The 23,792-nt window shown below is 60.3% G+C and carries 19 protein-coding genes; 13 read left to right on the forward strand and 6 right to left on the reverse strand.

Annotated features, from left to right (window positions below; all coding sequences use genetic code 11):
• Nucleotides 1–89: 89 nt before the first annotated feature.
• Together AC6CH3_RS09495 and AC6CH3_RS09500 are read right to left on the reverse strand one after the other, a co-directional pair.
• Nucleotides 90–512, reverse strand: coding sequence for a hypothetical protein (locus AC6CH3_RS09495; protein ID WP_498132199.1), 423 nt, complete (start codon nt 510–512; stop codon nt 90–92).
• Nucleotides 484–783 (reverse strand): DUF4193 domain-containing protein, encoded by a 300-nt coding sequence (locus AC6CH3_RS09500; RefSeq protein ID WP_142060368.1) that lies wholly within the window; start codon nt 781–783, stop codon nt 484–486. The genes AC6CH3_RS09495 and AC6CH3_RS09500 overlap by 29 nt, the downstream gene beginning before the upstream one ends.
• A 263-nt stretch (nt 784–1,046) precedes the next feature.
• Here AC6CH3_RS09500 and AC6CH3_RS09505 point away from each other — a divergent pair, with 263 nt between their 5' ends.
• Nucleotides 1,047–2,057, forward strand: a complete 1,011-nt coding sequence (locus AC6CH3_RS09505; RefSeq protein ID WP_498132200.1) for a competence protein CoiA family protein — start codon at nt 1,047–1,049, stop codon at nt 2,055–2,057.
• Nucleotides 2,058–2,151: 94 nt separating this feature from the next.
• On the opposite strand, the gene AC6CH3_RS09510 is transcribed toward AC6CH3_RS09505, so the two are convergent.
• The gene (locus AC6CH3_RS09510; protein ID WP_498132201.1) at nt 2,152–2,256 is read right to left on the reverse strand and encodes an HNH endonuclease; all 105 of its coding nucleotides are present in this window, start codon (nt 2,254–2,256) and stop codon (nt 2,152–2,154) included.
• Nucleotides 2,257–2,694: 438 nt separating this feature from the next.
• Here AC6CH3_RS09510 and AC6CH3_RS09515 point away from each other — a divergent pair, with 438 nt between their 5' ends.
• The 10 genes from AC6CH3_RS09515 (at nt 2,695) to AC6CH3_RS09560 (ending at nt 19,215) form a co-directional block, all read left to right on the forward strand.
• Entirely contained in the window at nt 2,695–3,351 is a 657-nt protein-coding gene (locus AC6CH3_RS09515) for an 8-oxoguanine DNA glycosylase OGG fold protein (protein ID WP_498132280.1), read from the forward strand.
• Nucleotides 3,352–3,843: 492 nt separating this feature from the next.
• The gene (locus AC6CH3_RS09520; protein ID WP_498132202.1) at nt 3,844–4,602 is read left to right on the forward strand and encodes a hypothetical protein; all 759 of its coding nucleotides are present in this window, start codon (nt 3,844–3,846) and stop codon (nt 4,600–4,602) included.
• The gene (locus AC6CH3_RS09525) at nt 4,599–5,156 is read left to right on the forward strand and encodes a BREX protein BrxB domain-containing protein (RefSeq protein ID WP_498132203.1); all 558 of its coding nucleotides are present in this window, start codon (nt 4,599–4,601) and stop codon (nt 5,154–5,156) included. The genes AC6CH3_RS09520 and AC6CH3_RS09525 overlap by 4 nt, the downstream gene beginning before the upstream one ends.
• Entirely contained in the window at nt 5,153–8,602 is a 3,450-nt protein-coding gene (brxC, locus tag AC6CH3_RS09530) for a BREX system P-loop protein BrxC (protein WP_498132204.1), read from the forward strand. The genes AC6CH3_RS09525 and brxC overlap by 4 nt, the downstream gene beginning before the upstream one ends.
• Nucleotides 8,602–11,802 (forward strand): Eco57I restriction-modification methylase domain-containing protein, encoded by a 3,201-nt coding sequence (locus AC6CH3_RS09535; protein ID WP_498132205.1) that lies wholly within the window; start codon nt 8,602–8,604, stop codon nt 11,800–11,802. The genes brxC and AC6CH3_RS09535 overlap by 1 nt, the downstream gene beginning before the upstream one ends.
• A gap of 5 nt (nt 11,803–11,807) precedes the next feature.
• On the forward strand, nt 11,808–14,138 hold the full coding sequence (pglZ, locus tag AC6CH3_RS09540) for a BREX-1 system phosphatase PglZ type B (protein WP_498132281.1): 2,331 nt from the start codon (nt 11,808–11,810) through the stop codon (nt 14,136–14,138).
• Nucleotides 14,135–16,192, forward strand: a complete 2,058-nt coding sequence (gene brxL / locus AC6CH3_RS09545) for a BREX system Lon protease-like protein BrxL (RefSeq protein WP_498132206.1) — start codon at nt 14,135–14,137, stop codon at nt 16,190–16,192. Before pglZ ends, brxL begins: the two co-directional genes overlap by 4 nt.
• Before the next feature lie 214 nt (nt 16,193–16,406).
• Nucleotides 16,407–17,126 carry a restriction endonuclease gene (locus tag AC6CH3_RS09550; RefSeq protein ID WP_498132207.1) on the forward strand — a complete coding sequence of 240 codons (720 nt, stop codon included), beginning with the start codon at nt 16,407–16,409 and terminating at the stop codon, nt 17,124–17,126.
• A 212-nt stretch (nt 17,127–17,338) separates the two neighbouring features.
• Nucleotides 17,339–18,790 carry a GNAT family N-acetyltransferase gene (locus tag AC6CH3_RS09555; RefSeq protein WP_498132208.1) on the forward strand — a complete coding sequence of 484 codons (1,452 nt, stop codon included), beginning with the start codon at nt 17,339–17,341 and terminating at the stop codon, nt 18,788–18,790.
• Nucleotides 18,763–19,215 carry an ASCH domain-containing protein gene (locus AC6CH3_RS09560; protein ID WP_498132209.1) on the forward strand — a complete coding sequence of 151 codons (453 nt, stop codon included), beginning with the start codon at nt 18,763–18,765 and terminating at the stop codon, nt 19,213–19,215. The genes AC6CH3_RS09555 and AC6CH3_RS09560 overlap by 28 nt, the downstream gene beginning before the upstream one ends.
• 137 nt (nt 19,216–19,352) lie before the next feature.
• Here the strand turns inward: AC6CH3_RS09560 and AC6CH3_RS09565 are convergent, their stop codons facing one another.
• The 3 genes from AC6CH3_RS09565 to AC6CH3_RS09575 all read right to left on the reverse strand — a co-directional run bounded on the left by AC6CH3_RS09565 (nt 19,353) and on the right by AC6CH3_RS09575 (nt 22,060).
• On the reverse strand, nt 19,353–19,982 hold the full coding sequence (locus AC6CH3_RS09565; RefSeq protein WP_498132210.1) for a hypothetical protein: 630 nt from the start codon (nt 19,980–19,982) through the stop codon (nt 19,353–19,355).
• A gap of 787 nt (nt 19,983–20,769) precedes the next feature.
• Nucleotides 20,770–21,360 (reverse strand): recombinase family protein, encoded by a 591-nt coding sequence (locus tag AC6CH3_RS09570; protein ID WP_498132211.1) that lies wholly within the window; start codon nt 21,358–21,360, stop codon nt 20,770–20,772.
• A gap of 118 nt (nt 21,361–21,478) precedes the next feature.
• Complete coding sequence (locus tag AC6CH3_RS09575; RefSeq protein WP_231456028.1) at nt 21,479–22,060, reverse strand: recombinase family protein; 582 nt, start codon at nt 22,058–22,060, stop codon at nt 21,479–21,481.
• A gap of 295 nt (nt 22,061–22,355) precedes the next feature.
• Here AC6CH3_RS09575 and AC6CH3_RS09580 point away from each other — a divergent pair, with 295 nt between their 5' ends.
• Both AC6CH3_RS09580 and AC6CH3_RS09585 read left to right on the forward strand, forming a co-directional pair.
• On the forward strand, nt 22,356–22,547 hold the full coding sequence (locus tag AC6CH3_RS09580) for a hypothetical protein (RefSeq protein ID WP_498132212.1): 192 nt from the start codon (nt 22,356–22,358) through the stop codon (nt 22,545–22,547).
• A gap of 20 nt (nt 22,548–22,567) precedes the next feature.
• Nucleotides 22,568–23,791 carry a helix-turn-helix domain-containing protein gene (locus AC6CH3_RS09585; RefSeq protein WP_498132213.1) on the forward strand — a complete coding sequence of 408 codons (1,224 nt, stop codon included), beginning with the start codon at nt 22,568–22,570 and terminating at the stop codon, nt 23,789–23,791.
• The last annotated feature ends 1 nt before the right edge of the window (nt 23,792 follow it).

Genomic DNA, 23,792 nt, shown 5'->3' on the forward strand with positions numbered 1-23,792 from the left:
GGCCGGCGGCGGTAGCGTGGCGCTATGACAGAGTACGTGCCCCCGGCCCTGCATCCGCCAGTGTAGTTCGGGGGCTGCGGCCGGTCCCGTTAGCGGCGGTTCTCCACCGGCCGGTACCTGTCAACGAAGGCAGACAGCGCGTCTTGGAGCAACGACAGGTTGCTTAGCTGGTCCACGGGCCGATGCTGGGACACTGCCGCGCCAGGCAGTGGGCTGACCATCCACGCGGCGAAGACGTTGTGCGGTACCTTCAGCGCCATGGCGTGCTGAAAGAGATCCAACACCGGTTCGCGGAAAAGCCCGTCCTTGAGCTGAAAGCCGGGACAGAAGGTTCCTTCGCCGACGAACACCCGTACCGCCCCGCGCATGGCCTCGGGCTCGCCCAGTGCCTGGAAATGTGCTTCCAAGTCCGCTGCCGTTGGCAAGGTGAATTCCTCGCGGATACTGTCCCAGACGTGCTCCGGGACAGCCGGCCAGAACCGCTCAGCCCTCACATTCGACGCAGTAGGCATGGCCGTCCTTCTCGCGCGCCTTCTGCGAACGGTGACGGACCAGGAAGCACGAGTAACAGGTGAACTCATCCTCGGCCTGGGGAATGACCTGCACAACGAGCTCTTCGGCAATGAACTCACCGCCGGGGGTCAGGCCATCCAGGGTGTCAGCTTCATCGAGCTCCTGCACCACGGACTTCGCGTCCGGTGCTTTGGCAGACTTCAGAGCCTCCAGCGAGTTCTCCTGGGACTCCTTGACGTCGGTGCGCAATTCATCGTAATCGGTTGCCACGGAAGCGCATCTCTTTTCTGTTGATCCGGTGTTACCGGTCCTGCAACGTACAAGATGCAGCAGGAATTCCCTAAATGGACCGCCGGGCAGCATCAGCTGGGCAGCCAAGCACCAGGCCTCCGGGTCCCCGCTGCCATAGGGGAACCAGCTAACCCCGCGCGGGGTGAAACCCAACAGATCGTGCACCTCACTCCATTCGCTGCCCAACGGGCCTGTTTTTGACCCTGCGACGAAATGTCGGGCCTTTGGCCCATACTGTGCCCATGATCGAGATACGTCGGCTCATTCCCCGCAAGTGGGAACCGTCAGATCCCCTCGTCGCCTACAACAATGCGGACGGGCAGATTGTCATGGCGGCGGCCATGCACCGGGGAAACAGCTCCTACTACGACCGCTACGGCTACCAGGGTTCCAGGGAGATCGTCTGCATCGACTGCAAGGAAGCGGGCCGTGAAGTCCCGGTCCAGCTCGTCGACGCAAAAACACGATGCAAGCATTTCCGCCATCAGGCCGGCGAGGCCCCCGACGGCCTGCGCCGCCACGGCGAGACCGCTGAGCACCTGCACGGCAAGCGCTTCATCATGGACTGGGCCAGAGACCAGCACCACATACTTCCCTGGTCCGTCGAAGATGAGGTCTGGATCCCCGGTGCCCGGCTTCGCAGCGACGTCAGAGCAACGGCAACCTCCGGCCGGCATCTGGCATTCGAGGTCCAGCGCAAGCCAATGGACAGCAAAGAGTGGGACCGCCGCCATGGCGGCTATCAGACGGCAGGCATCCGTGACGTATGGCTGTGGTCTCAGGACGTTCCTGACCTGGTCCTCGATCTGCCGCTGACCAGCGTCGTTTTGGACATGGAGTACGAGACCCTCGGTGTCCTCGTGGCAATGTACTCGGGCAGTTACCGCCACCCCACGGCGGAACGGTACTTTCTCTCTCCCACCCACCATGCCTCCGCCCCACTGTCGGAGTGGAGGTTGTCGGACGCAGGATCCCTGGTGCCTCCACCCGGGATTGCTGAATTCATTGGGGACAAGCCGGAGTCGGCCCGCCTGGCACAGCTCAAGGCCCATCGGGAAGGATTGGCCCAGCGGACATCCAGACCGCCGGCAACGCCGGTGGAGCGACGGACGGATGCATTCAGGCAGTACCAGAGCCGCACCAGCTCAAGCCGGGTGCTGGGTCCCAGCGGAAGTGCGGTGCGTATCGACCCGGAACGTGAGGCGCAACGTCAGGCAGAGGCCGTCGAACGCATCATGCGCGGCAAACGCTAGCGGAACGGGCCGCAACTGGCAGTGGGTCAGGATGAGTCCTCTGCTCCAGTACTCATTCACCCTTGATAGCGCCTATCTCCTGTGGATGCTGGAACTACTTGTTGCCCTTGGCTCTCTTGTGCGTGGAACACAGCATTTCGCAGTTGGCCAGGGTGGTTGCGCCACCCTTCGTCCACGCAGTTACGTGGTCAGCATCCATCTCAATCTGCTTATAGATATATGCCTTTTTCGAGTTTTGACTGACAACGCAGAGCGGACAGTTCGATACTCCCTTGGCCTTGGCCTTTTGGGTTTGCCGCTGATAAGCGAGGTCTTTCGTCTTGCTGTCAAACAGCCTGATCGACAGCAGCTGCGCGTTCGACTGGCCGCCGCCGCTCAGGCACGTACTCGTAGACGCCCCGGTTGTTCTCTACCGCGGTGTCGCTGAGAAGCTTATCGACCTCAACGTCGACGATGGCCGCGTCATAAGGACTAGCCCTCCCGTGCGATCCTCCTTCAACAGGCCTTTTCTGATTCGGGGGCGTCACGGTGGTGAATTACATAAGCTATGCCCATGACGACGCATCCCGCAGCACTGGCGACGTGGGTTGAAGCTAATCCCAGAGTCGCAGTGATTGACGGGCACGGCTTCAACAAGATGAAGATCGGAAAATGGAACGACTTGATCGCTCACCTCCCCGGTACACCTATTGAGGCCGAAGACGGAGGCAAAGAGTTCGGACTGATTAGCCGTGGCGGTATCTTCCGTCTCGCTGATCGCGCTAGGGAAGACGACTCTGGGACAGCCGCCCTCCACTTGTTTTGGACGTCTCTCGCATGGGGTACCGGGGATAGCCACCGGAACACGCCCGGGCGGATTGCTTCTGTCGCCGCTGACCCGCCGCACGCAGCAAGGCTGCTACGTGATGCAGCACGTTTAGCTGTCAGTGACCCCGAAGCTGCTTTCCTGACGCTCCAGCCAGGACGCCCCGCACTGAAGTATTGGGGTCCAAACTTTTTTACCAAGTACCTTTACTTTGCTGGGGCTGGAGCAATCGATCATCCATGTCTCATCGTGGATGCACGTGTCCTGGCAACGCTAAAAAGGGAGACGGATAACCCCTTATTCCGCCCTCAAACTACGAACTACTCCGTGAGTACATATCTTGCTGCTTGCAATGTCATGCGGACTTGGGCAGAAGAGTTGTCCACACCCGAACGAAGTGTCGGCGCCGATGAAGTCGAGCGTTGGGCCTTCGGCGCCGGCAAGGGATGGCGGAAGAGCAGGAAGGCATGGGTTAGACAGCCCCGCTAGCCCGGCCGGTCCCGCATCCTAGCAGTAGAGGTGTATGTAACTGCACAGCCTCTTCCTGGGTGGAGCGCAGCGAAGCCCAGCGAAGCCCAGGGGCTTGAGAGAACGGGTTGTGCCCACTGGGGGCAGGTGGAGCCCTCCGCACAGCTCAGGCTGTCCCCATTGGCGTGCAACCCGTTCTTTGTCGTACCCCGCCTTGAAAACGTGCAGCTCAGAAGCGGCTTATTGGCCCTCCGGCCAATCTAGGTGCGAACGCGGCTGATCACTGCTGCATAGATGCATAGACAACGGTCCGGCGGGTAGGGAGGCTTTAGCCTGGTCGCGATAAAACGCCTCAGTGGTAGGGCAGGAGCTGCGGGCCCTGACACGGTTCGTTTGGTCGGTCCCATTGTGTCAACTAACTCCACTAACCTAAGGGATGTAATCCGCACACGATCGCGTTGGTGGGGTGAGGGCTCCTCGCAGCACCCATAAGACACGGGAGTTCACCGTCGCATGACCCTTTCCGATGCTCACGAGGGCAATTTCGCCCTAGGGTCTTTGCGTACGACGGCGAGCCACACGATAGGCGTCCCGCACCTGACCGAACTCCTCAGGGTCGTTCGGCCGGACGAACCCCAAGAGCGCTACCGCGAAGTAGTCGTGGATGAGAACGCGCTTGGGCGCCCGACCCATACTGGCCGTCAGCGCTCGTTCCGACATTTACGTGAGCTCTATTTCCTGGATCCCCAACAATCTGAGTTCGCGGCGATGCGTCGCCTGTGGGACGTCGACCCAGAGGCCCGACCACTACTGGCAGGAATCCTCGCGTTTACGCGCGATGGCATCTTGCGTGCCTCATTTCAGGCGATCAAACAAGCGCCCGTCGGCTCTATCGTCAGCTCCGGCGACCTAACGAAGGCAGTCACCGCTATCTATGGGGTGAATCTTTCGTTGGCTACCCTTGACAAGACCGGGCGCAACACGGGCGCTTGCTGGACGCAGACGGGTCATCTCGTCGGGAGGACGAAGAAGGTTCGGCAAATGGTCGAGCCGTTTCCGGCAGCAGTCGCGTTCGCGGCCTTCCTTGGTCATCTCTCAGGCAACCGTGGTGTGAGCGTCCTCGACACGCCCTGGGCGGCGTTGCTCGATCTCCGCCCCGGGACCGCGCTCAATGCTCTGAGAACGGCCCACAAGCAAGGTTTGATCGATCTCCTCGTCGCTGGCAACGTGATCGACCTCAGCTTCCCGCTCTTCGAAGGAACTGCCGAATGAGCCGGGTTTCCGACCTCCTTGATGCGTATTCGGCAGAGTTAGCCCTCCCTTGGCGGGCTGGTTTGTCCGGAGGTGAACGTGTCTGGATGCTCGTCTACCCGCCGGACCTGGAACGCTCGATGCGCGCGGCCCTGCCCCGATTCGAACTGGCGACTGGCGAAGCCGCCCACGGCTGGCACGAGATAGATATCACAGACAACCTCGGCCGTTGGCTCGCAGGGCACCGTTACGCCGAGGCGTTCTTCGAGGACCCCAGCGATCTCACCGCTGCCATCATGGACCAGTTTGAATCCGATCTCGTCTCCGAGATCCGCGAGCAACTCATGGCAGCTTCAGCCAACGACGTCGCCGTTCTTGTCGGGATCGGATCGATATTCCCGTTCCTTCGCGCCTCCAGTGTCATCAAGGCAATTGACGATGCTGTGAACGGGCGACTCCTTGTTTTCTTTCCGGGTCTCCATGACCCCGAGACACATTCCTTTCGCTTGCTGGACGCTCGCGACGGCTTTAACTATCGCGCCCGCATCATCGACCCTCAAAAGGATCTCGCGTGACCATCAATAACGAGCTCTTCACCCGCCGCCCGCTCGACTTCGAGATCCCGAACGACGGTGTCACAAACGTTGACCGTCCAGATGACTCTAACCAGTGGAAGGTTCTTGAGTACGAACTCACCAGCTTTGTCTGCGAGGGAGAGTACGAGCACGGCCTCCAGCGCATCCTCGACTCCTATATCCGCCACCGGGGAAGCACAACCCAGCCAGCAGTGTGGGTATCCGGCTTCTACGGCAGTGGCAAGTCGCACTTGGTTCGAGTGCTTCAGCACCTATGGGCAGACACCGCCTTTCCACGTGGTGCATCGGCCAGAGGATTGGCTAACCTGCCCCAGAGCATCCGCGATCAGCTCATCGAGCTTTCCACCATAGGCAAGCGTGACGGGGCCCAGCCTTGGTCAGCGGCGGGCGCACTCGACCGCAGCGGCGACATTTTGAACGCGGTCTTTCTATCGATCGTGCTCGGAGCTGCTGGGCTTCCCACGCGCATCGCACCCGCCCAAGTCGCGCTGTGGCTCGCCAACAAGGGAAAACTGGACGCTGTCCGCGCCCATGTTGAAGCGGGCGGAGGAAACTTCATAGAGGAACTCAGTGAGTACAATCTCAGCAGCCGCCTCGCTGACGGCATCCTTGCCGTCGATCCCGGTTTCGCTGCGACTGGCGCGGACGTGCGCAAGGCCCTACGCAGTCAATTCCCACCCGATGCACGTTCACTATCCACTGACGAGACGATCTCTCTTCTTCGCAAGGTCCTCCAGCACGTTGGTGGCGGTCTTATTCCGCCAACTCTGATCGTGCTCGACGAGGTCCAGCAGTACATCAGCGGCGACGGCGGCCGAGCTATGGAGGTGCAGAACCTCGTCGAGTCTGTTTCTCGCGAACTCGATGGACGGGTGCAATTGGTCGCGACCGGTCAGCAGGAACTTACCGCTGACGCCACTCTGCAGAAGATCCAGGACCGTTTTACCGTCAAGGTTGTCCTCAAGAACCAAGACGTTGACGCCGTTGTTCGGCGAGTGTTGCTCAACAAAGAGCCTGCCGAGCGACCCGGCCTCGACAAAGTGCTGTCCGACGCAGCAGGCCCAATTTCTCGACAGCTCGTCGGCAGTAAAATTCGGCACACGGCACAAGACAACAAGGATCTGTCAGAGGATTATCCGCTTCTCCCTAGCCGCCGGCGTTTCTGGGAGAGCGTCCTGCGCCAGGCTGATGCGGGTCGAGCTGGGCAACTTAGGTCCCAGCTTCGCATCGTGCACGACGCAAATCGTCTGGTTGCACTACAGCCCGTTGGTACGGTGGTTGGCGCAGATTACCTCTATTCAGCGAAGCATGAAGACCTCAACGGTGCTGGCCTGCTCCTAAAGGAAACCCAGCGGCTGATACATGAGCAGGGACAGAGGGATCCGCTTCGAGGACGACTCCTCGGTCTGATTCATCTCGTCAGTCTGCTTCCGACGTCGGGACATGCTGATATTGGCGTTCGTGCATCGGCAGACCACCTCGTGGACCTCCTTGTTGAGGACCTCGCAAACGATGGCGCACGCCTGCGTCAAGACATTCCTGCGACACTAGAGGCACTGGCAGAGGAGGGAATCCTCCAGCAGGACGGCAACGAGTACCGACTCCAAACAGCGGCCGGTAGAACTTGGGACGAGGCGTTCCGCCGTCACTCAGCTCAGCTGACCGATAGCGAGATCAGCACCGAGCGTGATTCGATGTTGCGCCTGGAAGTCGAGAAGGCCATGCCCGCATCGATCCTTCAGGGTAGGGCAAAGGTGGCACGAAAGATCAGCCTCCACACCGACTCCTCCCAGCCCGCTGCCAGCGGCAACATTCCTGTCTGGCTGCGCTCGGAGTGGGATGACGGAACTACAACCAAGCAGTTTGAGGACCTTGCGCGTGGCCTCGGCTCCAATTCTCCGGTCGTGCTCGCTCACCTGCCCAGGATCCAGGCCGCGGCCTTCGCATCGGCCCTGCGCAACCAAATGGCTGCACAGCGAACGCTCGACCAACAGGGCTTCCCACAGGACGACGAGGGCAAGCAGGCTCGGCGTGCCATGGAGTCACGCCACGCTCGTGCCCAGGCACAGGCCCGAGAGCATATTCGAGACATCCTCAGCAAGGCAGGCGTCTTGTTGGGCGGTGGGTCTGCCCCCGTTGGCATTACCCTGCGGGATCGCATTGAGAACGGCACCCTATCGGCAGCGACGCGACTCTTCGACAAGTTCGACGTCGCGGACGACTCCCGCTGGCCGCAGGTGCTCGACCGAATCAAGAAAGGTTCGGGCGCAGATGCGCTTAAAGCCGTCGGCTACGACGCCGACCCCGAGCAGCATCCAGTCGTGAAGGAAGTCTTCGGCAGGATCGGAGGCGCCGGCACTCCCGCCAGTGGTGTTGAGAAGGACCTCTTGTCCGCACCGTTCGGCTGGCCGCGCGACGCCCTCATGGCAGCGATCGGCGTCCTGCTGGATAACGGACTGATCAGAGCCACCATCAATGGCTCTGACGCGACCAGGAGCCAAGTCCTGTCCCAGACCCGACTCGGCACGGTGCACCTGAGGCGAGAGTCGACAGTCCTCAAAGCGGCAGAAAAGATCGCAGCTCGGAGCCTCCTGAGCAAGCTCGGGGTGCAGGCCGATAACGAGACTCTGGTCGCCGCGGCCGAGCAAGCAGTACGAGACCTCGCACAGCGTGCCTCCCACCTCACTGGGACAGCCCCATTGCCTGACATCGCTCTTCCCGCTGGCGTAGAGGCAGTGCGAACCGCATCTGGCAATGACCGAGTACACGCGCTCCTCTCAGTTAAAGATGAACTGACGGACTTCGCCGAGCGTTTGCAGAAGCTGGAACGGCGCCGGGCACCGAGGCTTGAAGCTCTGACAACCGCCCGAGCTCTCTCGGACGCCGCTGGAGACCTCGCCAGTGCAGCTGAAGCGCGCGCGCGGCTTGAGGCCTTCGAGAGCACCCGGGAGCTACTCGCGGACACCGACCAAATCACTCCCATTGTGACCGACCTCGCCAGTGCCGTGCGTGACGCGGTCCACCGCGCTGCAGAGTCCTTGGAACAGGCCCGTCAGCTGGTGGTGGACGGGCTACTGCACCATCAGGCTTGGTCAGCACTCGATCCGGAGAAGCAAGAGCAACTCCTAGCCAAGCACAGCCTTGCTCTTGAGCCGAAGCCAGAACTCGGTGACGCTCAGGCTGTGCTGAAGGCAGTTCAGCACAGACCGCTCGCCTCCTGGGACGCTGTTCTTGACGCGGTGCCCGCACGAGCTTCGAAGGCACTTGAAGCCGCAGTCCGGTTGAGCGCCCCCAAGGCTGTCACCGTCACTGTCCCAGCAGCCAGCCTCAGCAGCGCAAACGAGATCGACACATACCTAGCTGATCTTCGCGTACGCCTCACTAAGGCCCTCAATGAGCACAACACAGTGGTGGTGAAGGGCTGATGGGACACGTTCTCAACGCTGACCAGCGTCGCCACCTCGATGCAGCGGTACAGCAAGCCAGGATGTCAGCCGAGAAGGCAGCCGCAGATGCGTTGCACGCTCTCGCGGTGGCTGAGCCGAGTCGCCCGGCATACCTAAGCGACGACGACAACGCTTTGCGCCTTGCCCTGCGCGAGAAAGCACGACAACTAGGAGACGACACTGCTCGAACCAGCGCGAGTCTGACTAACCTGTGCCGCGAGGTCGCATACGAGCAGTGGCATCGCCTCCTGTTCGCACGCTTCCTCGAAGTCAACGGCCTACTGCGTCACCCCGAATTTCGTGACACCTCCCTAACACTCGAAGACTGCGCTGACCTCGCAGATGACCTCTGCGAGCCTGACGGCTGGTCCGTCGCCGCTCGCTTCGCATCCGAGATCCTCCCTGGTGTCTTCCGACTGGACGATCCAGCGGTCCAAGTTCGATTTGCAACCGAGCATCGGCTTGAACTGGAACGGATACTCCTCAGCCTTCCCGGGGAAGTATTCATTACCGAGGACGCCCTTGGGTGGGTCTATCAGTTCTGGCAGACGGCGGAAAAGAAGCGCGTCAGCGGGTCAGGCGTCAAAATCGGCGGTGCGGATCTGTCGCCAGTGACGCAGTTGTTCACCGAGAACTACATGGTCCGCTTCCTGCTGGAGAACTCCCTCGGAGCATGGTGGGCGGCCCGGCACCCCGACTCGCCGCTTGTCAATACGTGGGAGTACCTTCGTCGCCTCGAGGACGGCACACCCGCCGCAGGGGTCTTTGACGAGTGGCCGGCCACCGCTGCAGAAATCACAGTCATGGACCCCTGTTGCGGCTCCGGACACTTCCTGGTCGCGATGTTCGGCATGCTTTGGCGGATGAGAGCCGAGGAAGAAGGACTCTCGCCTATGGACGCGCAGGACGCTGTGCTTCGAGAGAATCTTCATGGGCTCGAACTCGATCCTCGGTGCACCCAGATTGCCACCTTCAACGTAGCCCTCGAAGCCTGGAAGCAAGGTGGGTTCCGCGACCTGCCTGCACCCCAAATCGCTTGCTCTGGAGTTCCGGTACGAGGGACACGGGGGGAATGGGAAGCCTATGCGAAGGAAGACGACGAGCTTCGCAAGGTCCTCGTGCGGCTGCATTCTCTCTTTCAACACGCCGACACACTTGGATCATTGATTGCGCCGCGGCCCGCCGATATCGGGGAGACGCTATTCGGCCGTGATTTGAGCGTGGGAGCCAGCTGGGAGTCCGTGCGCGGCACGCTCGGCCAGATCCTGCGGCAGGAGAAGCAGGATCGCACGGTGCTTGGTCACGCGGCTGAAGACGTCGTGCATGCCGCAGCACTGTTGGCACGCCAGTACACGCTTGCGGCAACCAATCCTCCCTACCTCACGCGCGGATCGATGGATACGCGGTTACAGTCCTACATCGACACGCACCACCCCCGGGCAAAGGCTGATATCGCCACAGCGTTTGTTGAAAGATGCATCGCATTCCTGGAACCAGGGGGCACCCTGGCAGTGGTTTCCCCTCAAGCATGGCTACTTCTCACTTCTTATGGTGACCTCCGGCAACAACTACTTAGGCAGAGCCGATTTGATGTCGTTGCTCGCCTTGGCGCTGGCGCGTTCCGACAAATTACAGGCGAAGTGGTGAAGGTGGCGCTAAGCGTCATCAGCGCCTCCAAGCCATCGCCGGCTCACTCGTTCCCAGGCTTAATGGCGCATCAAACGGCTGGGGCTGACGCGAAGGCGAAGGTATTGCGCACCAACACGCTGCTCAGCGTAAACCAAGCGGTGCAACTTCAGAATCCGGACAGCCGAATCACACTTACGCGCATCGAGCCTGGCACATTGCTGGCTCGCTACGCCGACGGCCTTCAAGGAATCAAAACAGGCGACGACCCGCACTTTCGTCGCAATTTCTGGGAGGTCATCGATGCCGAGCAGAAGAAGTGGAGCCGCTTCCTCTCGTCGGTGCCCAGCTCTACTCCATACGGAGGCCGAAGCTACGTTGTGGCCTGGGAGAACGGAGCAGGCGAGATGGCTCGGAGCAGCGGTGCCCGGATTGTGGGAAAGGGTGCATGGGCCAAGCGGGGTGTCCTAGTTAGTCAGATGAGTCAAACACTTCCCGTGACCATGTACACGGGTGAACTCTTCGATACGAACGCATCGCCGATCGTGCCCCGCGACCCCAAGGACCTAAATGCTATCTGGGCTTACTGCTCAAGCCCTGAATTCGCCGAGGATGTCCGCGACATCGACGACACGCTAAAGGTAACTAACTCCACGCTCGTCAAGGTTTCCTTTGATCGTGAACGCTGGCAGAAGGTTGCTGCGGAGGTTGGGACGCTTCCATCACCTCATTCCGATGACCCGACCCAGTGGATCTTCCACGGCGAAGTCGCCTCTGCCACACAGCCCCTCCAGGTCGCGGTCGCGAAGCTGCTTGGCTACCGCTGGCCTGAGCAGCAAACAGACAATCTTGACCAATTAGCTGACACAGATGGCATCGCCGCGCTACCGTCGCTGCCCGGTGAGCCCGACCTCGCTACCCGGCTGCGGGAGCTTCTCGCTGCGGCGTACGGTAATCAGTGGTCGAGCAGCCTAGAACGAACGCTTGTGACCGAGGCGGGGGGACAGAACGGGCGGCTTGAGGATTGGCTCCGTGACGTTTTCTTCTCCCAGCACGTCAAGGTATTCGATAACCGCCCCTTCCTGTGGCACATCTGGGACGGCCGCAAGGACGGCTTCTCGGCTGTCGTTAATTACCACCGACTCGACCATCGAACACTCGAAAAGCTCACGTTCACTTCTCTAGGTGCATGGATTGAGCGACAGAAGCATGAGGCGGGCGCCGGTCGAGCCGGAGCGGACGCGCGACTTCGCGCCGCCGAAAACTTACAGGAACGTCTAAAGCTGATCTTGGAAGGTGCGCCGCCGTATGACGTGTACGTGCGCTGGAAGCCGTTACACGAGCAGCCGATCGGTTGGCATCCCGACCTCGACGACGGTGTGCGCCTTAACATCCGTCCCTTCATCTTGGCCGGTGTGCTGCGATCCAAGGTTAACGTGAATTGGAAGAAGGATCGCGGTACCAACTCGGACGGATCGGAGCGCACCAACGATCTTCACCCCACGCTGGAGGAGCGCCGTGAGGCACGACGCCTGGTAGGAGCGAAACTTTGACCTCGGTGCGGGCCGTCGTTGCTCACGCTCTGCGCGACGCAGCAAAGTACAACGCGGATTCGAGTACACCCCCGGCGGCCGTCTTCTGGCCTGATCCGGATCGTGCATGGGAACCCGTCATCAGCCTTCTTCAAGAGGCTGTCCCGATCCTCGTGCTCGGCAACTACGACAGTGCGAAAGCCCAAGGGCCGGCGATATGGATACGTGCCGTCCTGGCAGACCCGAAATCCGTAGACCTCCCAGAACATCTAGCCGAGCACAACGACAAAAATCCTTGGGTGATCTATTTGCCAGGCCTCGGCCGAAGTTCACTCTCCGACGTCACCAGTCCCGACCCGGCGGTGTCGCCCCTCGTGGAAATGGCACTGCGCTCCAGCTGGTGGCCGTCCGCGCATGGGCAGACGTTGTGGACGCCCCACTCTTTCCTAGGTTCGAAGAGCGGCGCTGGCCTGGATCTTGCAGGGGATGCAAAAACAAAGTCGGCGCTCACAAGCGTGCTCGACCGCCTGCTCGCTGAGGACGTCGATGAGCTTCAGCGTACCGGTCGCCTTGACGCCGCTCGGCTGCACTCGCTCGTCATGTCCGACAGCGTCCGGACCCTGTTGGAGTGGCTGGACGATCCCGACGGCACCCGCAGTGCACTTCGGGGAGCTCGCTGGAACGCTTTCGTCGAGGCGTGTCGAACGAAATACAACTTCGATCCAGCCAAGGATGGTGCGCTCACTGCTGCCGCACGTCTCGGGACCCGGGAGGGCGCCTGGGACGATGTATGGGCTCGGTTTGCAGACAGCCCTCGTCGGTACCCCAACATCCCCGCCGCCCTCGATCAGGCACGCCCCCAAGGTGATCTCTTCGGCAGCACGGATCCACATCCGGACTCATGGCCATCTTGGAATCTTGAGCAGGAGGATGGCCTCCGCCAGTCTCTTTCTGCCCTGGTTGATATGCACGACCCGGATCAGGCCCGCGAGTCGGTGCGGGAGCTGGCTGCCGCCCACCTTCGCCGCGAGGAGAGCGTATGGGGCGAGCTTGGGCAGGCCCCACTAGCGCGGGCGATAGGCTTGTTGGCCGAGCTCTCAGATCTAACTTCTACCGGCGCGTCCGGGACCGACGTACTCTCCCTCGCGGATTGGTATGCAGCTGACGGCTACAAGGTCGATGACTTGGTGCTCCGCGCAATTGCCACCTCGCCAACCGCGGCAGACCGTGGCGCTGTTCGCAAGGCGCTCCAGTTCATCTACGACCCATGGCTGGAACAGGTTGCTCGCACATTCCAAGCCGCGGCGGTTTCCGACTACAAGGGCCAAGTCGGCCTCGATGTACAAGCAGGCACTTGTGTCGTCTTCGTTGATGCCCTCCGATTCGACCTCGGACAGCGCCTCGCAAAGCGGCTCCCAGCCCTAAACATTGCCATCTTCCCGCGTCTTGCGGCATTCCCCACTGTCACCCCCACGGGTCAGCCGGCCGTTGCTCCCGTGACAGCCACATTCGGGGCGGGCCAAGCGTTCGACGCGGCAGACTCCCAAGGACGTTCAGTAAAAGGGCATGTACTCCGCGCCGCCCTTTCCGATGCGGGCGTCCAGTACCTCGATTGGAAGTCCTCTGAAACCGGAGAAGTCAACGGCATCGGGTGGACCCAGAGCAACACTATCGATGCGCTCGGCCACGACCATGGGCATGCACTGTCGGACATGGTCGATCAGCAGCTCGATCTCATTGCAGAACGAATCCAGGGTCTCCTCGCGGCAGGCTGGAGGCACGTCGTCGTCGTAACTGACCACGGCTTCGTCCTCCCAGCGGGTCCTGCGCTGAAGGTGACACTGCCCCTTGCAGTCACAGAAGGGGATGCCGCCCGCAAACCGCGAGTCGCGCGCCTGAAGGCCGGGGCGGCACGGCCCGACTTCCCAATCATTCCGTGGACCTGGGATGCGTCTATCGACATGATCAGCGCGCCTGGAGCCTCGGCGTTCGAAGCTGGAACCTACTACGAGCACGGCGGTCTAAGCCCCCAGGAGTGCGTGATCCCGGTCATCGAAGTTTCGGCACGTGAGAGTGCATTTGGACCTGCACAGATTGAAGGCATCCGTTGGACGGGGCAACGCTGTCGAATTGACTTCAGGCCCGTGGAGGCCGACGTGGTCGCAGAGGTTCGGCTTTCGCCAGGGGATCCAAGCAGCACAGTCGGCGGCCCGAAGCCGCCATCCGAGCCAGGGGAGATTAAGGTGCTAGTCGACGAGGAGCAGGCTGTTGATGGCACCGCAGCGTACGTTGTACTGATCGACTCAGACGGTGCCGTCATTGCACAACGTCAGACAACGGTGGGAGGTGCCGAATGACGGAAGCGATCGTCCTCGACCCGATAGATGAGCTGGCGACATCGGTCTTTGAGGGCTACGTGGTCCGCAAGGACCTTGCTCAGCAGTTCAAGGGCGCCTATCCAGTACCAACCTACGTCGGTGAGTTCCTCATCGGTCGCTATTGCGCCACAACCAATCCCGATGAGATCGAAGAAGGATTGCAGATCGTGCGTCGGTTACTCGCCGACCGTACAGTTCGGGCCGGTGAGGAGGAGCTTTTCAAATCCCGGGCCCGCGAACGCATGACGATCAAGTTGATCGACCTGGTCAAGGCACGGCTGGACGCCAAGGCGAACGCATACCTCGCAGAGCTGCCGAGTCTGGGCATCAAAGACGTCCGCATCGACGACGCCGTAGTCCGTGACAACGAGCGCATGCTCACCGGCGGTTTCTACGCCGAAGTGGACCTTTTCTACGACGCCATCATCGCTGATGAGAACAACGGCAAGCCCTTCGCCATAGGGTCACTTCGTCCCATTCAACTCTCGACCCGTGATTCACTAACACGGTTGGCTGAAGGTCGCTCAAGCTTTACGACTAAGCAGTGGAAGCACCTCCTGCTCCGTTCGGTGGGGTTTGAGCCGGAGAAACTAACGGACCGCGAGCAGGACGTTCTATTGCTACGCATGGTCCCGTTTGTTCAGCGCAACTTCAATATGGTTGAGCTGGGACCGCGTGGTACCGGCAAGTCGCACCTGTTCCAGCAAGTCTCGCCATACGCCCATCTGATCAGTGGAGGTAAGGCCAGCGTCGCGCGGATGTTCGTCAACAACGCGACCGGCCAGCGCGGGCTGGTTGCCCAATACGACGTCGTCTGCTTTGACGAGGTTTCAGGTGTCTCCTTTGACCAGAAGGACGGCGTCAACATTATGAAGGGCTACATGGAGTCGGGAGAGTTCTCTCGTGGGCGAGAGTCCATCCGGGCGGACGGCTCCATCGTTCTTGTCGGAAACTTCGATGTAGATGTCGCTCACCAGCAGAGGGTTGGGCATCTGCTCTCACCCCTTCCGCCTGAGATGCGGGATGATACGGCCTTCATGGACCGGATCCACGCATACCTGCCTGGGTGGGACGTCCCAAAGTTAAACCCCTCGTACTTCACCCAACACTTTGGTCTAGTGAGCGACTTCCTTTCCGAGTGCTGGTCGCGCCTTCGCGATCAATCTCGGCTGACATCTGTCCAAGGACGGGTTAACTATTCAGATGCACTCTCCGGACGCGATCTGTCGGCGGTCAACAAGACGGTTGACGGGCTGCTGAAGCTGGTCCATCCGGATGCCGAGACGCCGATCCCGGACGAGGACCTTGAATGGGCGGTCCGGATCGCGCTCGAATGTCGGCGTCGTGTCAAAGAACAGCAACGCCGCATTGGCACGGCTGAATTTCGCAATACCCAGTTCGGGTACCGAATCGGCGAAGGAATAGAACAATTCGTTTCGACGCCGGAACTTGCAAGCCCAGACTCAATCGGCTTAGATCCACTCCCTCCGGGGCAGGTCTGGGCAATCGCGGAGGGTGGCGGAGAGGTCGGTCCGGGCCTCTACCGTATTGAGGCGGCAGACACTCCAGGTGCTGGAACATCCGGATTGCTTAACCAGGCAGCGCCTGCTCCCCTGCGCGAGAGCTTCAAGGTCGCAGAGCAAAACCTCATTGCCCAAGCACGCATCCTTATCGGCGACCGCGACCCCCGGGCACATAACCTCACAGCCCAGGTCCGGGCACTTGACGCGGCGAAGTCGGGGGCTGGGCTTGGGTTACCGATCCTTCTTGCGCTTGCATCCTCGATGCTTCAGCGATCCGTTCGGGGCGGGCTTATTACGGTTGGTAACCTCTCCCTGGGCGGCGGCGTCGAGACCGTGCTGAACGCTGCCTCTCTCGCCGAGCATGCAATGGAGAAGGGCGCCTCGGCACTTCTGCTTCCCGTCTCGGCCCGCCGGCAACTGCTCGACGTCAGCGACGAGGTGGCCACCAAGGTTTCGTTTTTGTTCTACAGCGACGCCCAGGACGCACTAGTGAAAGCACTAGACGAGTGAGACACACCCGCTAAGCAGCCCCGGGGTTTATCCTCTTGATAGCTCAGAAACCTAGGCTGGCAGCGGGACGGTCTAGGCTCGGGGCCTGCTGCAATATCAAAAACGGCAGGCCCCCTGCCGCGGATAGGACGCTGCGGCCCCTGCCGCCCTCAACCGTTCGCCCGGGCCTCGAACTGTGTCTTCGCCCGAACAGTGCGGTTGTTACATTGATCGGGTGAATTCAACCCCCGCATGGCGCTCATACCAGGAGAAGGCCGCGGAGTTCTTCCGTGAGTTGGGAATGACTGCCGTTACCGATGCAACAGTCGACGGCGTGCGAACGACCCACGATATCGATGTGCTGGTTACCTTCAAGCATGGCGGCCTGGACCTTAAGTGGATCGTCGAGTGCAAAGACTGGAATTCGCGGGTTCCAAAGTCCCATGTCCTCACACTTCGTGGGATCGTTCAAGAAGTCGGTGCTGACCGCGGAATATTGCTTGCCGAGGGTGGGTTCCAGAGCGGGTCTTTGGAAGCGGCGGAAAACAGCAACGTGTCGCTAACGAGCATTGCGAGCCTGCGCACCATGGCCTCGGATGCCTTGAATCAACAGAAACTCCTTGCTTTCCCCTTCCGGATCGCCCAGGCCCACCGAGACTACTGGTCCATCAGTAAAACGGATCGTATCGAGCTGGGCATACGCACCGATACGGACGACAGAGGCTATCTTGGCCAGCTTGTGCTGGGGACCGCGCAGGACGTACTCCTGAGCAGTCTCGCCGGGCAATACCCTCCCCGAGGCGTCTATTCGGAGAACCGGGAAGCCTGGAAGATCGCCGATCTGGGCGACGCTATTGAGTGGCTTGAAATGGAACTTTCTGAGCTGGAGAGACGTCTCTCGGCTCCGGCCGCTGTTGCTGCCCGCAGAAGAAGAGAGTCAAGAGCCGTTGATTAGACACTCGCTGTTCCTCATTCAGGCGTCACCATGGCAAGGCTGCGGGCAAGTGTCCCACCGTCCCGATAGTTTTGGACCATGATCTCAACGGTGTTCAAGTCACGGGTTTCGTCCTGGCTTAGCTGCCAGCAGCTTCTGCCCGGTGTCCCTACGTCCAGCAGGGGAAACAATTGACGAGCACTCCTGCACAGAACGCTGGTTTACATGTCCTCATGGACACGAATATCATCGTCGCGATCGAGGGCGACAGTGAAGCCCAGCACGTCAACAACAAAGCAGCGTCATCGGTCCATCGACTCGTTCTCGCCGCCGGCGGCCATGTCTCGATAATTGCCAACCAACTCGATGATTTCTCCCGAATCAGGGACAAGGAGCTGCAACAGCGACGGCGCCGTCAGCTGAACAAATACCCCCGACTGGAACGCCTCCCTCTGCCCGCTGAGTTCCTCTCCGCGGCCGGCTACGCCCCGGGCATCAATGTTCGAAGCAATGACGGCGTCGACGCGGCTCTTCTCCTCGCCATTGAACGCAATGCAGCCTCTTGGCTGATTAGCGAAGATCGAAAACTTCACTCCCACGCCCGTCGACTGGGGCTTCAGGACCGAGTAATGGGACTGGAGGACGCCCTTGGCGCGCTCAGCGCCCTCAGCGGCGGCCTGCCCCTTCACTACACAGTTGATGTGGCGGAACCACACACTGTCGATCCAGCGCAGCCCTTCTTTGAGTCCCTCGCCAGCAACTACCCAGGATTCCTCAACTGGTGGCACGACAAAGTCGTCGCCCAACAGCGGACCTGCCTTCTCATCGGCCGGGGTGATGATATTCGAGGCTTAGCCGTCCTTCACCGCCAGCCACCGGAAATTCCCGGGCTTTCCGACAACACCATCAAAATCTGCACCTTCAAGATCAACGAGGAAAATCAAGGCAAGAAGCTGGGGGAAAGCCTCCTGGAGGCAGTCGTTGCGCACATCCGGGCGAAAGGAGCTGACGCCTGCTTTATCGAAGTGTCTCCCAAGCAGGAGGCGCTTCTAGCCCTGCTCAAGGAATTCGGTTTCTTCAATCTAGGCGTAAAGCCTGGACACGAATCGGACTTGGTCCTAGGTAAAGTCCTCAACCCTGAGGCTGACGGCCCTGCGCCCACCGATCCCCTGGATTTCAACCGGCGCTATGGCCCCGGCCGGAGGCTCGTCCACCGAGCGTTCGTTGTTCCAATTCTCCCTAGCTATCACGGCATGCTGTTTCCCGCCTCCGAAGCTCAAAGGTCGTTATTCGATTCGACGTACGGAAACGCAGTACGTAAGGTCTACATCTGCCACTCGCCGATGAAAACATTAAGGGCAGGAGACACCCTGTTCTTCCTAAGGACTCACGAAAGACAAGCCGTCCACGCTGTCGGTGTCGTCGAAGACACCGTTCGGACGTCGGACCTCGCCGAGGTCCTCAACTTCGCGGGCGCGCGGACCGTTTACTCGGTGGAGCAACTCAAGGAAATGTGTAGAAAAGACTTACTAGCAATCAAGTTCAGGCTGGATCAGGTCCTCGAGCACCCGGTCACACGAGAAGAACTCCGGATGCTGGGCGTTTTCGAGGATTCACCCCAATCCATAGCTCAAATCAGGTCTGAGGAAGGAATGAAGTGGGCAACAAGCCTCCAGGACGTGTAGCCCTGATGTCGATTCGGCCTGAGTTTGCCACTGCCATCCTCTCCGGTGACAAGGCCGTGGAATTCCGCAAGCGTCCGGTCGCGGACGACGTAAGTCACGTGCTGATCTACGCGACTTTGCCTGTTGGGTCCCTGCTCGGATGGTTCCTCGTGGAAGGTCAGTCCACAACCTCTCCACAGGAACTTTGGGATCAGTTCAAGGGAATCGGGGGCATCACGGAGGATCGATTCTTTGAGTACTACGCGCAAAGAGAATCCGGGACAGGCATACTCGTAGGCTCCGCCGAAAGGTTCAGTCCACCCCTTCCCCTTGCCGAGCTAGGGGATGTGTCCCGTCCTCCTCAAAGCTTCCAGTACCTCACCGAAAATCAAGCCGCGACCTTTTTCCGTATGGTGACCGAACCCTCTGAGGCAACAAGCAACTGAACTACGGATCCGGCCGAGCATTGGCGCAGAGGAATTGCCCTCCGAGCCCTATCCCACTTCCTTGGAAACGGACAGCCCGGCTGGTTGGTGCATTGCAAGGTCTACTAAACCGGTCGATTTTCGGTCAAGGTCGCGTCTCAGATTCTTTTAGGGTTGCTGGTCGCATACCGAATGCCGTGCTCTCGTAGAATCCTTCGGTTATCCTCGGTCCACCACTCTTTGTTCGCAAACGGCATGCCGTCATGCCGCCGTTCCGCCACTTCAGGCAAAGGCACTTCTGCGTTTTCTCGGAAATAGCGGAGCATGCTCCGTTCACACTCTTTAAAATCTTTGGTGGGAGCGTAGTAGACGTAAACATCATTGAGGCAGGTAAGGGCTTTTACCCACCATCCGCCAGCATGCGGGGAACGTTCCCCAATCCGGGTTGTGTAGAACTGCTGTAGGCGAGACCGAAGTGGCTTACTGGTCTGACCAATGTACAAAATAGGCTCGGTTGGCAACCAATAGCAGCTGAGGCGTTGGGCGAGCAGGCTAGCGGTGGCACGGCTTCCGTCAATTTGGAGGTAAGGCCGGGCGGCAAGAAGCCGCTCAATTTCGACGGCGTCAATCGGGGCTTTAGCCAGCGAAGGTGTGATGGAGTTAATCTCTGACGCAAGGGAGAGGACATATACCCCCGGGGCTCGTTCCAGTAGATGTTCGTCCCATCGGACTTTGCCCTTAGAGACGAGATCCGCAGAGGCGAAACAAGAGGCAACTGTTATCGGCATGGCCACAGTCTAGATACGAGGCACCATCGATACGCACGAATAACGGCTACGCCGGTCTCGGCCCTGCGGCTCCGGAAGGGATGCCGGCATCGCCGCCGACAGCTGGTGATCCAACAGGCCAACATCATGCGGCGCATTTCGCACGACCTCGTCTAGCAAGTCACCAGCCCCAGGTTAAAGTGAAGCCTCCAGAGGCCTGGCCCGCGATCTGCCGCATCGACCCAAAAGCAGCACCACCCCAGCGCTGATGCCATCGGGAATTGCATCCTTTGCTTTACGCGCCACAGTGCTGACTGCATGAGCGCTCTTAGCCACCCTAGCGACGACGTCCTTTGCCCGGGAGACCCCCACTGATGGTCTTGATGCTGGAGGAACCATCAGATTCGGCCACGCGATACACGGACGGCTTAGCCTCGTATCGGAGCCGTTTAACCTCAAACTTTTCCCCGTCCGTTGGAACCTCGACTTGCCTGCCGGAATTGGCGCATGCCTCTAGCCGTCCCGGCAAAGGGTGGGAGTAGATACGGCCGGTGAGAACATTTAATCGAGTGGTAGCAGAGCATTCGGCGCACACGATTGCAACAGAGTTAGGGTTGCGCACTGTCAAGACCTCAATTCTTCGCGCGCTTCGAAAAGGCTTGTGGCGAGAGACCACAGGTTGGCTATCCTGGCCGTTGATTGTTCCTGCAAACCCCGCGGTAGTTTGCATAGCCAATTGTCCCGCAACCTATGTCGCCTTGTCCGTAACCTAGACGGCCCGGAAGCTATTCCAAAACGAGAGGCACGGCTACGCGGCTGCAGTTACAGCATCTGGGACGTCGTTCCGACTAAGGGCCCGAGTCAATGATGAGATGCTCACGCTGAGTATCTGGGCTGTCTCCTTCAGAGTTTTTCCCTGGCTGCGCAACTGCCGGGCGGCTTCCGTCTTTGAAGGAGTCATCGTTCGAGGCCGGCCACCAAGCCGCCCACGTGCTTTCGCCGCCACCAATCCTGCCTTCGTTCGTTCCGACAGTCGGGACCGTTCGTACTCGGCAAGGGATGCGAACATGTCGAAGATGAGCTTGCCGTGGGCGCTGGTGGTGTCGATCCACGGTTCAGCGAGAGACCGGAACCCTATCCCCCGCTGTCCCAGCACCGTGACAATGTCAGCCAGGTCCGCGGTACTGCGACCCAGCCTGGTCAAATCGGCAACTGTCAGAACGTTGCCTGGCTGCAGGTAGTCGAGGCATTCCTTCCATCGCGTCCTTGCCTGGGTGGCGCCGGAGGCATATTCCTGAAACACCCCCACTGCCCCTGCCGCGACGAGTGCATCCACTTGGGAATCCAACGACTGGCCCCGGGTGCTGACCCTCGCATAACCAATTACGTTGCCAGACACGTCAAAAAGCCTCCACGTTAGGTTTTGACCAGCTTTCATTTCGGAAACCAGTTCTGACCAACGATTGTGACTGTTGGCGATAAATGGCGGTCTTTTTGCAGCGCTAAATGTCGCCCTGCTAGTCGGCAAGCGCTCGTGACCGCCTGTAGAACGTCGCTCGGGACATACCGAGATCCCGGGCAACCTGCGCCGCGGGCTCGCCACCTTTGACCAGGCGAACAGCACTTCTGATCTGACTATCCGTGACCCGGCGGGGTCGGCCGCCAAGGTCCTTGCCAGCTTCTCTTCGCTTGATTATGGAATCAGTGACGCGTTCGCGCTTGATCTCGTGTTCCATCTGCGCGAGGGCGGCCATGATCGTGAACAACATAGAGCCCATCGGTGTTGCTGTGTCGACGTCGCCTCCGCCCAAGTTCAGGACGCGCAGGCCGGCGCCCCTGCTGCGGAGTTCGTCGGCGAAGGCAAGCATGTTCTGAGTGGATCGCCCGAGCCGGTCCAAAGTCGTGATGACGAGGGTGTCACCCTCCATGAGTGCGTCGAGTGCTCGATCGAACTGGGGTCGCGACGCGCGCGCTCCGGAGACACCTTGGTCGACGTAGAGGTCATCACGTCGAACGCCGGCCTCCAATAGATCCGCCCGCTGCCGGTCCGTGGACTGCTGCCGCGTCGAAACCCGTGCATAGCCAATAAGCTTCGACACGCCTGCCTCCAATGTGTCTCATAACTAATGATTAGTCCGCCAATTCAAGCAGAAGGTTTCGAGACATAGTTATGAGAATCGCCGGGCGCAGAGAAAGTCGTGAGATTTCACGGGAATCAGGATCTTACGGGACAGAGCCAGTGAGACGTCTCGTATCCCAAGGGTTACGAGACGGCTTCTACCCTCCCGGAAGGAGCTGGATAGACATAGTGTCTTTGATAGTGTTTACATAAAGCACTATGTAACACTATGCTGGTTCAAGTTAGGCATCATCGACAACGAAGGGTCCACTGCCATGTCTCGCCTCGATCTCACGAATCTCGCTATTACCGCCGCGCAGAACATTCAGACCGCCGACAAGGTCAGTCGTGACCCGGCCGTCGTTAAGGCCGCGAAACAGTTCGCAGAAGACGGCACCCGAGCCGTCCGCTCAGGCGGTGCCCTGCTCCGCGAAACTCGATCCTCCTGGCACCGCAACAGCCGCTGACGGAAAAGGGTGCCGAACAGATGAGCGATTACAGCGCAGAGGCATTGGGTCTCGTGATCCACGAGCACCGCCAGGCTCAGACGCCTCCGATGACTCAGGAAGAGCTGGCCAAACGGGCCGAATACGGCAAGGGGGGCGCGGTCTCAATCTCCCGGATCGAGCGCGGGCTCGTAAGTCCTGGGGAGTACCGTCTGGCTGCCATCGCCCTTGCGCTCCAAATGACGCCCGAATGGCTCAAGCAGCAGGCGAAGGACCTAACCGTGTCCCTCGCTAATCAGCGAGGCCAGCGGCCGGAGAGACTGCGTGACCAGGTCGCCGAGACGAAAAGGCGTCACGCCAGGGTCAACGAGATCGCGGCCGAGCGGTCGAGGATCACCCAAGAGCTGGGGGAGGCATTCAACAAGGTCCACGATGACGCTCGCGACAAGTTCTTCATGGCGTTCGTCGGGCTCGCCGAGAGCATCAGCGATGCGCCCGAACCCGAAAAGCCGAACGAGCAAGAGCTCGAGAGTACAAGCGAAGCACCTGCTGCAATCCATATCGGGGCCATGTCGGCGGGGATCGCCAATGCGATCCGTGGTGCCGCCGCTGGTGGTGCGGTCGGGGCGGCCGCCGGCGGCGCCGCGGCCTATGGAGCCTTCGCTGCCGTCGCGATGTTCGGAAGCGCCTCAACTGGCGCGGCCATCTCAACGCTGTCCGGGGTAGCAGCAACCAACGCAACCCTTGCCGTTCTCGGCGGAGGCACCCTGGCCGCAGGTGGCGCAGGCATGGCCGGCGGAGCTCTCCTGCTCACAGGCATGGTCGCCGCTCCTGCGGCTGCCTTGGCCGCCGCAGGCTTCTACGTGTTGAAACAGCGTCGCAACAAGAAGGAGGAGGAGCGGTTACGAACCGAGGTCGAGGCTGCCGAGGAGGCCCTGGGCCAGTCTCAGCAAGGCTTCAACGTGATGATCGACGTGCTGGATCGTGCCGCGGAAATCATGGAATACGTCAGCATCCACGGCACCCACGCCCTCGGGAAGTGGAGGAAAAACCTGCCGCCGGAACCCCGGGACTGGGAAGCGCTCGGGCACGATGGGCAGGAGCGGTACAAGGAGTTCCTAACCTTGGCGGGATGCCTCCTCGCCGTGAGCAGCATCAACATCAGCGCCCTCCTGACGGCAAAGCCCGACGCCTTGCGCGAGATGGAGAAAGCCATCGATGAAACGCTGCGGTACGCCGGCCAGACCATACGGTCCATCATCTGAG

It is taken from the genome of Arthrobacter sp. GQ119 (genome assembly GCF_059759125.1).

Bases quoted from the DNA above. Each gene is read 5' to 3' on its own strand.
- AC6CH3_RS09515 (WP_498132280.1), top strand. From the start codon at position 2,695: ATGAAGATCGGAAAATGGAACGACTTGATCGCTCACCTCCCCGGTACA.
- AC6CH3_RS09580 (WP_498132212.1), top strand. From the start codon at position 22,356: ATGTCTCGCCTCGATCTCACGAATCTCGCTATTACCGCCGCGCAGAAC.
- AC6CH3_RS09535 (WP_498132205.1), top strand. From the start codon at position 8,602: ATGGGACACGTTCTCAACGCTGACCAGCGTCGCCACCTCGATGCAGCG.
- AC6CH3_RS09525 (WP_498132203.1), top strand. From the start codon at position 4,599: ATGAGCCGGGTTTCCGACCTCCTTGATGCGTATTCGGCAGAGTTAGCC.
- AC6CH3_RS09520 (WP_498132202.1), top strand. From the start codon at position 3,844: ATGACCCTTTCCGATGCTCACGAGGGCAATTTCGCCCTAGGGTCTTTG.
- AC6CH3_RS09510 (WP_498132201.1), bottom strand. From the start codon at position 2,256: ATGGATGCTGACCACGTAACTGCGTGGACGAAGGGTGGCGCAACCACC.
- brxL (WP_498132206.1), top strand. From the start codon at position 14,135: ATGACGGAAGCGATCGTCCTCGACCCGATAGATGAGCTGGCGACATCG.
- AC6CH3_RS09565 (WP_498132210.1), bottom strand. From the start codon at position 19,982: ATGCCGATAACAGTTGCCTCTTGTTTCGCCTCTGCGGATCTCGTCTCT.
- AC6CH3_RS09495 (WP_498132199.1), bottom strand. From the start codon at position 512: ATGCCTACTGCGTCGAATGTGAGGGCTGAGCGGTTCTGGCCGGCTGTC.
- AC6CH3_RS09555 (WP_498132208.1), top strand. From the start codon at position 17,339: ATGGACACGAATATCATCGTCGCGATCGAGGGCGACAGTGAAGCCCAG.
- AC6CH3_RS09585 (WP_498132213.1), top strand. From the start codon at position 22,568: ATGAGCGATTACAGCGCAGAGGCATTGGGTCTCGTGATCCACGAGCAC.
- AC6CH3_RS09505 (WP_498132200.1), top strand. From the start codon at position 1,047: ATGATCGAGATACGTCGGCTCATTCCCCGCAAGTGGGAACCGTCAGAT.